The following is a 12,402-nucleotide window of genomic DNA, read 5'->3' on the forward strand; positions in this document are numbered from 1 at the left end:
CGCATCCGGTGGGCGTTGCTACCTTGCATTCTAGATTTATGGGGATCGGGAATGGAGCAGGGGTTGGGGCTGGGTTTGTGGGAAGGCGACCGCGTGGACGCGGACGCCGAGCGTCTGCACAGGCAGGCCAGCCGGCTGGGCGCGGAATGGCTGTCGGCGCCGTTCGCCGATTTCTGGTCGAAGCTCGGCAACGAGCTGGCCACGCGCAGCATCGTCGCCAGCGGCTATTCCACCCACCAGGCCGACATGGAGGCCATCCGCAGCCTCATCGCGCAGGAATCCGCGTGGGGGATGCGGCTCCGCAGCGGGCTTGAAGGCGCCGCACTCGCCTGGCGCAGCCGGCAGGTCGCGCCGCTGCGCGCCCGCACCCTCAGCCTGATGTCGGAAATCGAGCTGTCCTCGCATCTGTACGCACAGCAGCTCGCCGCCGAACTGCAGCGCATCCTGACCGGCCCGCTGGAGGAATCCGACCGCCGCGTCGCCGCGATGGCCGCCAGCCTCGGCCTGCGGCCGGGCGTGGGCAACCCGTGGGCGCCGGAGGCCTTCCTGCGCGTCTTCGCTGAAACCCTGCCGCTGGACGAATTCACCGCCACGCTGGTGCCGATCACCTTCGACCAGCTGGGCCGCAGCCTGCCGGCGCTGATGCGCGACGTGCTGCCGCGCCTGTCCACGCTGCTGGAAGGCGGCGGCGTGGTGGCGTTCCCGGCAGCCAGTGCGACCCCGGCCGCGCCGATGCGCCGCGAGGCGCCGGTGGAAGCCAAGACCCCCGGCCACGACACCGCAACGATGGCGGAAGACACCGAGTCCGGCATCGTCGGCCAGGACACCGTGGCCAATCTGCGCGGGCGGCCGGCGCTGGATCCGGTGCCGCCGGGCCCGGCCACCGAGCCGGTGCAGCGCCGCGACAACGGCATGCCCCGCTACCGCGACATCGTCCACGACCACCTCGCGCAATGGCGCGAGCGTGAGCAGGCCGCCGGCACCTGGACCCTGCCCAAGCAGGCCGGGCAGGGCGCGCACGTGCTGCGCAGCGCCGAGGTGATGACCATGGCCTCGGTCCTGCAGGGCGAGGACCCGACGCCGTTCGTCACTGCGCTGGCGCGGCGCGGCGGCAGTTCGCTGCAGGTGGTGATCCGCGAGGAAATGCTCAAGGCCGCGGCGCAGCTGGGCTTCGACCGCGAGCAGACCCATTTCGGGCAGGACGACGAGGACGCCATCGATCTCGTCGCGATCCTCTTCGACACCCTGGCCGAGGGCAACGACCTGATGCCGCGCGGCACCCGCATGTTCGGCAAGCTGGTGCTGCCCTACGTCAAGGTGGCGATGCTCGACGACTCGCTGTTCAACCGCCGCAGCCACCCGGCGCGCCGCCTGCTGGATGCGCTGGCCGAGACCTGCGACGGCAACGCCGGCGAGAGCGCGACCAACCGCGAGATGCTCGACCGCGCCGAGGCGGTGGTGGACCAGGTGGTCGACCGCTTCCAGGAAGACCAGGCGATCATCGAGCTGGCCGCGCAGGAATTGCGCGAGCACCTGGAGCAGCAACAGCTCCGTGCCGAGATTTCCGAGCGCCGCATGGCCGAAGCCCTGCACGGCCGCGAGCGCCTGCACTTCGCGCGGCAGGCCGCACACGGGGATCTGGCCGGCCTGCTGGCCAGCGGGCCGCTGTCGCGCGCCAGCCAGCATTTCCTCGAACAGTTCTGGCAGAAGGCGCTGACCCACACCTGGCTGCGCTACGGCGCGGATTCCACCCGCTACCGCGCGATGGTCGTGCTCGGCAACAAGCTCGCCAAGCTGGACGCCGCCGGTGCCGCGCTCCAGGCCGACAAACTCGCCCACGGCTTCATCGCCGAACTCGACGCACTGCGCGAATGCCTGTCGCTGTGCGGGCGCATCGGCGAGGCGGCGGACGAGGCGCTGGCGCGGCTCTGCAGCGGGTTGGCCGATGTGGATGCCGAGCGGCTCGTGCGCACGGCCCAGCCGCTGGCGGCCGATGACCATGCCGATGTCCCGGCGACCGGGCTGCATCTGGCCAGCGCCCGTGAAAAACCCTGCGACCCGGTGCTGATCGCGCGGCTGCGCAAGCTGCGCGTCGGCCAGGGCCTGCGTATCCGCGAAGAGGAAGGCCGCGAATCGGCGGCGAAGATCGCCTGGATCAGCCCGCTGACCGCGCGCTTCCTCATCGTCAACCGGCGCGGCATGCGCAAGCTGGTGGTCTCGCCGGAAGAACTCGCCGACATGGTGGAGCGCGGCGAAGTGACCATCCGCGCCATCGAGGCGCCGGTGGACCAGGCCATGCGCCAGGTCTGGGAACAGCTGCGCGCGGCGGGCCGCCAGGTCCACTGAAGCCGGCACGCGCGATCTCCGGTTAGGATGCGGCAACAGGCATCCGGAGCGGACGATGGCGGTGAAGATCGGCGTGGCGAAGGAAACGGCGGGCGGCGAACGTCGCGTCGCCTTGACCCCGGAAACCTGCGGCAAGCTGGTCAAGGCCGGCGCCGAGGTGACCGTCGAGCGCGGGATCGGCCGTGGCGCGCATTTCACCGATGACGCCTACGCCGCCGCCGGCGCGAGACTGGTGGATGACGCCGCCGCCGCGCTCGGCGATGCCGACCTGGTGTTCTGCGTGCAGCCGCCCGACGCTTCGCGCATCGCGCTGATGAAGCCGGGTGTCGCGCTCATCGGTGGGGTGAATCCGGAGGCCGATGCGGCCCGCGCCGATGCGCTGCGCCAGCGCGACATCCTTGTCTTCCCGCTGGAACGGCTGCCGCGCACCACCCGCGCGCAGGCGATGGACATCCTCAGTTCGCAGGCGGGCATGGCCGGCTACAAGGCGACGCTGATCGCCGCCGAACTCGCGCCGCGCTTCTTCCCCATGCTCACCACCGCCGCCGGCACCATCCGCCCGAGCAAGGTGCTGATCGTCGGCGCCGGCGTGGCCGGGTTGCAGGCAATCGCTACCGCCAAGCGGCTGGGCGCGCAGGTGGAGGGGTTCGATGTGCGCCCAGAAACGCGAGAGCAGATCGAATCGCTCGGCGGCCGTTTCCTCGACCTCGGCGTCAGTGCGGCGGGCGAGGGCGGATACGCGCGTGCGCTGACCGACGACGAGCGTGCCGAGCAGCAGCGCCGGCTGGGCGAGCACCTGAAGAATGTCGATGTCATCGTCTGCACCGCCGCGGTGCCGGGCCGCCCGGCGCCGAAGATCATCAGCGCGGCGATGGTGGAGGCGATGCGCCCCGGCAGCGTGATCGTGGACCTGGCGGCGGAAACCGGCGGCAACTGCGCGCTGACCGTGCCCGGCCAGACTATCGAGACCGACGGCGGCGTCACCGTGGCCGGACCGCTCGGGCTGGCCTCGATGGGCGCGCTGCACGCCAGCGAGATGTACGCGCGCAACGTCTTCAACTTCGCCAGCCTGCTGCTGAAGGACGGCGCGCTCGCCTTCGACTGGGACGACGAGCTGCTGGCCAAGACCGCCTGGCCGCCGCGCGAAGCGGCCGCGCCGGCCGGCTGAGCTTCAGTCGCGCGGGGGCGGCGGCACCGGCGGCGCGTGTGCCTTCAGCCAGACCTCGCGCTGCGCCGGGCTCATCGTCTTCCACTGTTCCAGGAATGCCTTGCGCTGTTCCGGCGTCATGCCGCGGACCGCGCCGAAGATGCGCCGCGCCTGGATGCGGTCCTGCGGCGGCATGCCTTCCCAGCGGTGCATGCCGCGGCGGGCGCGTGCGCGCTGCTCGGGCGTCATCGCCTGCCAGCGCTGCGCGTGCCGGTACATGCGCGCGCGTTCCTCGGGCGAGGCGTTCCAGCGCTCGCGCATCGGCGCGATCAGCACTTCGCGCTGGGCGGCGGTGAGCTGGTTCCATTCCGGCAGCGGCGGCACGGGCGCCGGCGGTTCCGCGAAAGCGCCGAACGGGGCCAGGGCCAGGGCAAGCAGCGCGAGCCGCGGAAGCGTCTTCTTCATCATTCCATCGCCAGTTGCTGCGCGTCGCTGGAAGCGAGCCACGCATAGAAATCGGGGTCGAGCGCCAGCGGGTCGGCGCTGGCGGGAGAGGGGGATGGCGAGGCGGCGTTGGCCGCGTTCGTCGCCACCGGGGGTTTCGCCGGCTGCGGCGCCCGCTGCAGGGTGAAGGCGACCAGGCCCACCGCCATCGCGGTGGCGAGGCCGGCCGGCCATTGCCAATGCGCCCACCACGCGGCACGCGGGGCCGGGGCCTCGCGCAGGGCGACGCGCAGGCGCATCGGCAGCGCGTCGGCGGCGGCGTGGTAGCGGGCGCGCATCGCCGCGTCAAAGCGGTCGTCGCGCAGGGGGTCGTTCATTTCCAGTCCTCCAGTTGCACTTGCAGCGCGGCGCGGGCGCGGGACAGATGCGTCTTGACCGAGCCTTCGCTGCAACCCATCACCGCGGCGGTCTGCGCCACGTCCAGTTCTTCCAGTACACGCAGGCTGAACGCCTCGCGCTGGCGTGCGGGCAAGGCCTGCATCGCCCCGCGCATCCGCGCCCAGGCTTCGCGGCTGTCGTGGCTGCGCGAGGGGTCGGGGCCTGCATCGGCCCATTCCATCTCGCTGCCGTCGTCGAGCGTGGCCGATCCCAGCCAGCCCAGCCGGAAACGCCGGCGGCGCTGCGCATCGATGATCCGCGTGCGCAGGATCCGCCAGAACAGCGGCGGCCATTCGTCGGCGGGGCGGTCGCGGTAGGCGAGCATCTTCATCATCGCGTCCTGCACGGCGTCCAGCGCGTCTTCCCTGTGGCGCAGGCCGAGTTCGGCGAAGCGGAACGCGCGGGAACCGATGCCCGCCAGGAAACCGTCGAGCGACGCGGGGGGCGCGACGGACGACAAGGGCGGCTCCTGGCTGGCATCGGGGCACATGGGTCGAGGTTAGCGGTCAGCGCCCGTGGGCGCGATCCCAGCGCCGGTCGAAGCGTTCGCCTTTGCGGTCGAGGCGCCGGTCGATGCGGTCGCCGCGCTGGTCCAGCTGACGGGCGATGTGCTCGCCGCGCTGGTGCAGCCGGTGCGCGAGGCCGGGCTTGCCGTGGTCTTCGGCACGTTCGGCGCGGCGGTCGTAGCGGGCATCGATGCGCTGGCCCTTACGGTCGAGGCGGCGGTCGATGCGGTCGCCGGTGCGGTCCATGCGGGCTTCCACGCGGTCGCCGCGGTCGGGGGTGCGGGCAGTGGCGGCCGAAGCCTGCACGGCCCAGAACGAGGCGACGACGCAGGCCGCCAACAACAGGGAGTTCTTCATGGGGCTTTCCTTGGTCGAGTCGGGGGGATGCGCCGGCCGGGCAGGAATGGGAACGCCCCGGCCCGCCCGCCGTTGACCTTGGATGCATGGATTCACCGTCCAGTTATGATCGGCCGAACGAGGGCGGAGGCTGGACGATGTCTGACGGATTCGTGGCGCTGTACATCTTCATGCTGGCGGCGATCGCCGGCCACGTGATCATTTCGCGGGTGCCGGTGATCCTGCACACGCCGCTGATGTCGGGGAGCAACTTCATCCACGGCATCGTGCTGATCGGCGCGATGGTGGTGCTGGGCCACGCCGATACACCACTGGAAAAGACGATCGGCTTCATCGCGGTGCTGCTGGGCGCGGGCAACGCGGCCGGTGGCTACGTGGTCACCGAGCGGATGCTGGAGATGTTCAAGGCCAGCAACAAGCCGGGGGGCAAGGCATGAGCGTCGTCGCGCTGCGGCCGCATCGTTCGGTGCGCGATTTCTTTCAGGCGTTGAGCTACCTGCAGTACCCGGCATTGGCCGTGGCCCTGGTCTATGCGGTGCTCGCCGGGCTGGCGTTGGGCAAGGCGGCGCAGGCGGGCATGGCGTCGGTCTTTGACCTGATGAACTACGTGCTGCTGTACGCAGGCGTCGGCATTGGCCTGTCATCGCTGCAGGACCCGACCAAGACGCAGAACGAGATGTCGCGCAAGGTCTGGCAGGACCCGCGCAAAGGCCGCTGGATGCTGGCATTGCTGGCCGTCTATGCCCTGGGCGCGATGGCGGTGGGCCTGCTGGGTGCGTATCGCGCCGAGACCACGGTGATGAACCAGTTGTCACTGGGCCTGGTTGCGTTCGGGCTCGGCATGGTCGGCCTGCTCAAGACGGCGATCGAGATGCGCGAACACCACCGGCTGGACCGTGCGCCGCAGGGAGAGTCCGCATGAATGTGCTGCTGTTGGTCAAGCTGAGTTACTTCGTCGCGGCCACGCTGTTCCTGCTCGGCTTGCAGCGCATGGCCAGCCCCAGGACCGCGCGCAGCGGCATCCAGTGGGCCGGCGCCGGCATGTTGCTGGCCACGCTGGCCACGTTCTTCCTGCCGGGGCTGCACAACATCGCGCTGATGATCGCGGCGATCGTGATCGGCGTCGGGCTCAACTGGGTCTGGGGCAAGAAGGTAGCGATCACCGACATGCCGCAGATGGTGGCGCTGTTCAACGGCATGGGCGGCGGCTCGGCGGCGGCGATCGGCGCGGTGGAGCTGGTGCGCAAGAGCCATGCGCTGTCCGTGATGGGCGCCACGGCCGGCGCCGGCGATACCCGGTTCATGGTGATGTCGCCTGGGGAAGTCCTGACCCTGGCGCTCGCCGTCATCGGCGCGCTGATCGGCGCGGTGTCGCTGACCGGCAGCATCATCGCCTGGGCCAAGCTCGACGGCCGGCTGGACAAGCGTTATGCCTTCGCCGGCCAGCAGTACTTCAACGCCTGCGTCGCGCTGGTCACGGTGCTGGCGGGCGCGATGGCGCTGTACACGCTGTCGATGCCGTGGATCATCGCGTTCTTCGTGCTGGCGCTCGCGCTCGGCGTGCTGATGACGCTGCCGATCGGTGGTGCCGACATGCCGGTGGTCATCTCGCTCTACAACGCGTTCACCGGCCTGGCGGTGGCGTTCGAGGGCTATGTGCTGGGCAACGAGGCGCTGATCATCGCCGGCACCATGGTCGGCGCGGCCGGCATGCTGCTGACCCGGCTGATGGCGAAGGCGATGAACCGCAAGATCAGCAATGTCTTGTTCTCCGACTTCGGCGGCGGCAATGCGGAGATGCAGGCGATCGGCGGCAGCATGAAGCCGATCGAAGCCAGCGACGTCGCCGCCCTGATGGCCTATGCCGAGCGTGTGGTGATCGTGCCGGGCTACGGCATGGCGGTGGCGCAGGCACAGCACAAGATATGGGAGCTGACCCAGCGCCTGCAGGAGCGCGGGGTCAAGGTGAAGTTCGCCATCCACCCGGTCGCGGGCCGCATGCCCGGGCACATGAACGTGCTGCTGGCCGAGGCCGGCGTGCCCTATGACCTGATCGCCGACATGGACGACATCAACCCCGAATTCGCCAACACCGATGTCTCGCTGGTGATCGGCGCGAACGACGTGGTCAACCCCGTCGCCAAGACCGATCCGGCATCGCCGATCTACGGCATGCCGATCCTCGACGTGGTCAATTCGAAGAACACCATCGTCATCAAGCGCGGCAAGGGCACCGGGTTTGCCGGCATCGAGAACGCGCTGTTCTACGCAGACAACACCCGCATGCTCTACGGCGACGGCGCGGAGATGGCCAGCGCGCTGGTCAGCGAACTCAAGGCGCTCGACGGCGGCCACTGAGCCGGCGCAGGCCCGCCGAAGCCGCATCGCCATACTTCGCGCAAAAGAAAAGGGCCGGGAAATCCCGGCCCTTTCTTCATTCCGTCACGGCGATGGTCAGAACTTCACGCTGGCGCTGACGCCGACCATGCGCGGGTTGCCCGGGATCGCGGTGGGCGTGCCGAACAGGCGGCCGGTGTTGCCGGCGTCGATCAGGTACTTCTCGCCGGTCAGGTTGCTGCCCCACACGCCGATGTCCCAGCGGCCGTCGGCCAGGCGCACGCCGGCGCGCAGGTTGAACAGGCCGTAGGCATCCTGCGACAGCGCCGCGCTGTTGTCGTCCTCGAAGAACACCTTCGACTGCCAGGTGTAGGACGGGCGCAGGTAGAAGGCGTTGGCGCCGCCGAACGGCACTTCCCAGTCCAGGCCGACCGAACCGGAGCGGTCCGGGGTCAGGCGGAAACGGTTGCCGGCATAGGCCTGCGGGTTGCCGTTGTCGTCGCGGTCGTCGAAGCGGGCGTCGAGCCAGGCGAAGTTGGCGAACGCGCTCAGGTGCTCCATCAACCGGCCATTGAGCGCCAGTTCCACGCCCTGCGCGGTCGCGTTGCCGGCATTGGTCGCCACGAAGGGCGGCACCGCGCCGTTCGGGTTGGGGCGCTGGGTCTGGAAGTTGCTGTAGTCGTAGCGGAAGGCGGTCACGTCGTAGACTAAGCGGCCCTGGTTGAGCGCGCCCTTCAGGCCGATCTCCATGCTGTTGACCACTTCCGCCGGCAGCGTTTCCTTGCCCGCCGGGGTGACATCGACCACTTCCGGGCGGCGGCCGCGTGCATACGTGCCATAGACCGCCAGCGCGTCGCTGAAGGTGTAGTGCGCGGCGAAACGGCCCACCACCGAATCGAAGCTGCCGTCATTCGACAGGCGGCCATTGGTGGCGAGGTTGAGGATGTTGCGGGTGCCCGGCATCGGGCGACCGGTGCCCAGCCCGCCCAGCAGCGACGGCGCGTTGCCGGCGTAGCCGGTGTAGCCGGCGGACAGGTCCTCACGCGTCCAGCGCAGGCCGGCGGTCAGGTCCAGCTTGTCGGTGACCGACCAGGTGCCGTCGGCGAACACGTCCCACGCCTTGCTGCCGCCGTCGATGGCGAACGACTCGGTGTGGCGCGGGTTGAGCACCATGCCCGGCGGCAGCATCGCGCCCAGGCCCAGGAACGGCGTGCCATCCGGGTTCAGCACCGGCGGCTTCGGGAAGATCACCCCGACCGGCAACGCGCCCATCTGCCACATCAGCTGCGAGATCTGGGTGCGGATGCCGGTGTCCTGCATCAGCAGCGGCAGCAGGCTGCGCTCGTCGTTGGTGAAGTCCACGCGCTGGGTGCCACTCTCCTGGAACAAGCTGGTGCCGAAGAAACCGGCGAAGCGCCCGCCGTTGTCGAAGTTGAAGCGGAACTCATGGCTCCACTGGTTGCCGTCCGCCACTTCGGCGAACTCCAGCGCCGGCAGCTGCGAGCCGTCGGCATCGAACTGCTCGGTGGAGCGGAAGCCGCGCCAGCCGTTGATGGCGTTGAAGGTCCAGTTCTCGCCCAGGTAGAACTTGCTCAGCAGGGTGGCGCCGTAGACCTTGCGGTCCAGGCCCAGCGCGTCGCCGCGGTTGAGGTCCGCCTTGCCGTAGGGATCGGTGCTGCCCTGGCGGGTGGGGATGGTCATGCTGCGGAAGTTGGTGCCCGGCGGCGTGTCCTGCTGGTAGTTGACGATCAGGTCCATGCGCCCGGCATCGCCGAACAGCATGCCGACGCTGGCGCGCACCGCGCTGGTGTCCTTGCCGCCCAGCGTGCCGCCGGCCAGGTTGTCGTAGGCGCCATCGCGCGATTCATGGAAGAACGCCACGCGGCCAAACAGCCCGTCGGGCTGCAGCACGCCGTTGACGTAGCCCTCGATCATCCGCTGGTTGAAGCTGCCGACGCCCGCATGCAGGCGGCCACTGTTCTGGCCGTTGGCCTTGTTCTGGATCAGGTGCACCGCGCCGATTTCCGCCGCGCGGCCAAACAGCGTGCCCTGCGGGCCGCGCAGCACTTCCACCTGCTGCATGTCGAACAGCTCGACCGAAGCGCCACGCGAGCGGCTCAGTGACACGCCGTCCTGGAACACCGACACGCGCGCCGGCTGGTTGGGCGCACCGCTGTCGGAAGTGATGCCGCGGATCACGAAGCCCGGGTTGTTCGGGCTCTGTTCCTGCACCTGCAGGCCGGGCACGTAGGCGGCCAGGTCGCCCATGCCGGTGACGCCGAGCTTTTCGATGAATTCGCCGGAATAGGCGGTCATCGCGATCGGTACTTCCTGCACCTGCTGCTCGCGCTTCTGCGCGGTGACCACCACGCGGTCGAGCGTTTCCGGCGTGGCGGCGGCAGGCGCGGTGGCCTCCTGCGCATGGGCGGGAAGGGCGATGGCGGCAATGGCGAGCATCACGGCATGGGTCAAGCGGTGGCGTTGCATGGAAGTCCCCGGATAAAGAAATCGCCGCGACTGGCGGCGGTCAGTGCAGCTGCGTAGGGTGTCGCGTGAAGATTTCGTTCATATGACGTTGTGACAGGCCAGTACGTCACCGTACGGTCATCATTTCCCCTTACACCTGCCATGCCCCTCATGGAGCCCCCGCCCTTGGACGCCACGCAGCATGGACGCCGCCGTTTCCTCAAGACTCTGGTGGTCAGCGCCGCCGCGGTGCCCTTCGTCGGCGGCTGGCCACGGGCGATGGCGATGGGCGGGATGGATGATGCGGCGCGTACCCGGGCGCTGGCGCATTTCCCGCAGTCGGTGGCCTCCGGTGATCCGCGCCCCGACCGCGTGCTGCTGTGGACCCGCGCAACCGCCGCCGAAGGCCGCGATGTGCCGCTGCGGCTGGAAGTGGCCGACGATGCCGGCTTCACCCGCCTGCGCGTGCAGCGCGAACTGCGTGCCGAGGCCGCCGCCGACCACTGCGTGCGCGTGCGCGTCACCGGGCTGGAACCGGGTCGCGCCTACCACTACCGCTTCCTGCGCCAGGTCGAGGGCGTCTGGCAGGCCTCGCCGGTGGGCCGCACCCGCACCGCACCGGCAAAGGGCGATGCGGCTTCGGCGCGCTTCGCCGTGCTCAGCTGCCAGGACTACGGCGGGCGCTGGTACAACAGCCTGCTGCCGCTGCTCGACGAAGCCCCGGACTTCCTCATCCACCTCGGCGATTTCATCTACGAGACCATCGGCGACCCGCGCTTCCAGTCCGAGCAGGGCGCGCGCACGATCCGCTTCGATGACATCGCCGGTGCGCTGCCGGTCGGCAAGAAGGACGCGCACTTCCTCGCCGCCCGCAGCCTGGACAACTACCGCCAGCTCCACCGCACCGTGCGTGGCGATGAAGTGCTGCAGAAGCTGCTGGAGTCCGCGCCGCTGGTCGCCATCTGGGACGACCACGAGTTCGCCGACGACTGCTGGGGCGACGCATCCACCTACCTCAACGGCATTACCGGCGAGGCCGACCCGGGCCGCCGCCGCAATGCCGAGCAGGCCTACTTCGAATACCTGCCTGTCGATGTCGAGGTGGGCGAGGTCGATGCCGAAGGCCAGTCGCGCGTCGACGTGGCGCGGCTCTACCCGCAGACCCGGCTTTGGCGCGAACTGCACTGGGGCCGCGACCTGCAGCTGCTGCTCACCGACCACCGCAGCCACCGCCCCGACCATGCGATTCCCGAAGACGCCTTCCCCGGTGCGCTCGCCTTCGATGCCGAGGCCATCGCCCGGCTGCTGCCGGCCAGCGGCTTCGATCCCGCCATCGCCGCCTCGCAGCTGCTGTCCTACCTCGACCTCGATGACGCGAAGTGGCAGCCGCTGCGCAAGCCGCTGCGCCGCGCACTCACGCGCGGCTATGCCGATGCCGGGCTGGACAAGCGCGCCGCCGCGATACGGGCTGAGGCCGCCAGTCGCGGCAAGGTCGCGGTCTACGTCATCCGCAACATCCTGACCCGCTACAACGCCGCCGTGCCCGGCTTCATGCACGCCGAACTGCCGCCCGCCGAAGGCGACTACCTGCGCGGCCTGCCGTGGCTGGCGCTGGGCAAGCAGGCCCTGTTCGGCGAGGTCGGCAGCCGTTACTTCGTGGTCAAGGACGCCTTCGACCTGCTGCAGGCGCTGCGGGCCGCCGAGGCCGCGCCGGCCCCGACCTATGGCCCCGCGCAGGCCGCCTGGCTGCGCGACGCGCTGGCCCGGCCGGCCCCGCGCTGGCGCGTGCTGGCGAGTTCCGTGGCGATGGTGCCGATGGTGCTGGACCTGTCGCGGCCGGAGATCGGCGCCCCGGTGCTGATGCAGCGCCGCTTCTACCTCAACCTGGATCAGTGGGACGGCTTCGGGCGCGAGCGCGACGGCTGGATCGCGGCGATGGACGCCTCGGGCGGCGCGCTGGTGCTGTCGGGCGACATCCACTCCGGCTTCGCCACCCAGCTCGGCGCGAAGACGGTGGAATTCACCACCCCGGCGGTGTCCTCCACGCCGCTGCACGACATGATGCTCAACACCGCCCAACGCGACCCGGCCAACGCCGAAGCCGGCATCCGCCTGACCGAACAGCTGGAAGCGCTGCTGCCGGTCGGCGACCCGCGCATCCGTTACGTGCAGACCCGCCGCCATGGGCATCTGTTGATCGAAGTCGCGGGCGATGCCCTGCAGGCGCGCTTCTTCGAACTGCCGTCCGGGGCCTGCCAGCAACGCCTCTACGACGCCCCGGCCCAGGTCCGCGCGATGGGCCGGACCCGCCGCTTCGCCGTGGATGCCCGCGAGCGCCGGCTGAAAGCGCTCGACTGAGCC

Annotated in this window: 11 protein-coding genes; 6 read left to right on the forward strand and 5 right to left on the reverse strand. The window is 70.0% G+C overall.

The features are described 5' to 3' along the window. Positions 1-51 precede the first annotated feature (51 nt). Together DCD74_RS01280 and DCD74_RS01285 are read left to right on the forward strand one after the other, a co-directional pair. Complete coding sequence (locus DCD74_RS01280) at positions 52-2,346, forward strand: DUF1631 family protein (protein ID WP_162615824.1); 2,295 nt, start codon at positions 52-54, stop codon at positions 2,344-2,346. Positions 2,347-2,401: 55 nt separating this feature from the next. Further along, positions 2,402-3,514, forward strand: coding sequence for an NAD(P) transhydrogenase subunit alpha (locus DCD74_RS01285; RefSeq protein WP_112925728.1), 1,113 nt, complete (start codon positions 2,402-2,404; stop codon positions 3,512-3,514). A 3-nt stretch (positions 3,515-3,517) separates the two neighbouring features. Here the strand turns inward: DCD74_RS01285 and DCD74_RS01290 are convergent, their stop codons facing one another. Genes DCD74_RS01290 through DCD74_RS01305 form a run of 4 tightly spaced genes read right to left on the reverse strand, consistent with a single transcriptional unit; the run spans position 3,518 to position 5,238 of the window. Beyond that, positions 3,518-3,958: a DUF3106 domain-containing protein gene (locus DCD74_RS01290; RefSeq protein WP_112927604.1), complete on the reverse strand. Its 441-nt coding sequence runs from the start codon at positions 3,956-3,958 to the stop codon at positions 3,518-3,520. After that, positions 3,958-4,314 carry a hypothetical protein gene (locus DCD74_RS01295; protein WP_112925729.1) on the reverse strand — a complete coding sequence of 119 codons (357 nt, stop codon included), beginning with the start codon at positions 4,312-4,314 and terminating at the stop codon, positions 3,958-3,960. The genes DCD74_RS01290 and DCD74_RS01295 overlap by 1 nt, the downstream gene beginning before the upstream one ends. After that, complete coding sequence (locus tag DCD74_RS01300) at positions 4,311-4,865, reverse strand: RNA polymerase sigma factor (protein ID WP_112925730.1); 555 nt, start codon at positions 4,863-4,865, stop codon at positions 4,311-4,313. The genes DCD74_RS01295 and DCD74_RS01300 overlap by 4 nt, the downstream gene beginning before the upstream one ends. Positions 4,866-4,881: 16 nt before the next feature. Next, on the reverse strand, positions 4,882-5,238 hold the full coding sequence (locus tag DCD74_RS01305; RefSeq protein WP_112925731.1) for a hypothetical protein: 357 nt from the start codon (positions 5,236-5,238) through the stop codon (positions 4,882-4,884). Positions 5,239-5,375: 137 nt separating this feature from the next. Here DCD74_RS01305 and DCD74_RS01310 point away from each other — a divergent pair, with 137 nt between their 5' ends. From DCD74_RS01310 to DCD74_RS01320, 3 genes are read left to right on the forward strand one after another with little or no spacing between them, the layout of a single operon-like run. Further along, complete coding sequence (locus DCD74_RS01310) at positions 5,376-5,675, forward strand: NAD(P) transhydrogenase subunit alpha (RefSeq protein ID WP_112925732.1); 300 nt, start codon at positions 5,376-5,378, stop codon at positions 5,673-5,675. Then, positions 5,672-6,160 carry a hypothetical protein gene (locus tag DCD74_RS01315; RefSeq protein ID WP_112925733.1) on the forward strand — a complete coding sequence of 163 codons (489 nt, stop codon included), beginning with the start codon at positions 5,672-5,674 and terminating at the stop codon, positions 6,158-6,160. Before DCD74_RS01310 ends, DCD74_RS01315 begins: the two co-directional genes overlap by 4 nt. After that, the gene (locus tag DCD74_RS01320; protein ID WP_112925734.1) at positions 6,157-7,596 is read left to right on the forward strand and encodes an NAD(P)(+) transhydrogenase (Re/Si-specific) subunit beta; all 1,440 of its coding nucleotides are present in this window, start codon (positions 6,157-6,159) and stop codon (positions 7,594-7,596) included. The genes DCD74_RS01315 and DCD74_RS01320 overlap by 4 nt, the downstream gene beginning before the upstream one ends. Before the next feature lie 96 nt (positions 7,597-7,692). Here DCD74_RS01320 and DCD74_RS01325 read toward each other — a convergent pair whose 3' ends face one another. Then, complete coding sequence (locus DCD74_RS01325) at positions 7,693-10,062, reverse strand: TonB-dependent receptor (RefSeq protein WP_112925735.1); 2,370 nt, start codon at positions 10,060-10,062, stop codon at positions 7,693-7,695. Between the two features lie 165 nt (positions 10,063-10,227). Here DCD74_RS01325 and DCD74_RS01330 point away from each other — a divergent pair, with 165 nt between their 5' ends. Beyond that, complete coding sequence (locus tag DCD74_RS01330) at positions 10,228-12,399, forward strand: alkaline phosphatase D family protein (RefSeq protein WP_162615825.1); 2,172 nt, start codon at positions 10,228-10,230, stop codon at positions 12,397-12,399. Positions 12,400-12,402: the final 3 nt, after the last annotated feature.

The organism is Lysobacter oculi (assembly GCF_003293695.1).
Taxonomy (GTDB): Bacteria; Pseudomonadota; Gammaproteobacteria; order Xanthomonadales; family Xanthomonadaceae; genus Solilutibacter; species Solilutibacter oculi.

Excerpts from the sequence above, each read along its gene's own strand:
- DCD74_RS01280 (WP_162615824.1), top strand. The coding sequence starts at position 52 with ATGGAGCAGGGGTTGGGGCTGGGTTTGTGGGAAGGCGACCGCGTGGAC.
- DCD74_RS01285 (WP_112925728.1), top strand. The coding sequence starts at position 2,402 with ATGGCGGTGAAGATCGGCGTGGCGAAGGAAACGGCGGGCGGCGAACGT.
- DCD74_RS01290 (WP_112927604.1), bottom strand. The coding sequence starts at position 3,958 with ATGAAGAAGACGCTTCCGCGGCTCGCGCTGCTTGCCCTGGCCCTGGCC.
- DCD74_RS01295 (WP_112925729.1), bottom strand. The coding sequence starts at position 4,314 with ATGAACGACCCCCTGCGCGACGACCGCTTTGACGCGGCGATGCGCGCC.
- DCD74_RS01300 (WP_112925730.1), bottom strand. The coding sequence starts at position 4,865 with ATGTGCCCCGATGCCAGCCAGGAGCCGCCCTTGTCGTCCGTCGCGCCC.
- DCD74_RS01305 (WP_112925731.1), bottom strand. The coding sequence starts at position 5,238 with ATGAAGAACTCCCTGTTGTTGGCGGCCTGCGTCGTCGCCTCGTTCTGG.
- DCD74_RS01310 (WP_112925732.1), top strand. The coding sequence starts at position 5,376 with ATGTCTGACGGATTCGTGGCGCTGTACATCTTCATGCTGGCGGCGATC.
- DCD74_RS01315 (WP_112925733.1), top strand. The coding sequence starts at position 5,672 with ATGAGCGTCGTCGCGCTGCGGCCGCATCGTTCGGTGCGCGATTTCTTT.
- DCD74_RS01320 (WP_112925734.1), top strand. The coding sequence starts at position 6,157 with ATGAATGTGCTGCTGTTGGTCAAGCTGAGTTACTTCGTCGCGGCCACG.
- DCD74_RS01325 (WP_112925735.1), bottom strand. The coding sequence starts at position 10,062 with ATGCAACGCCACCGCTTGACCCATGCCGTGATGCTCGCCATTGCCGCC.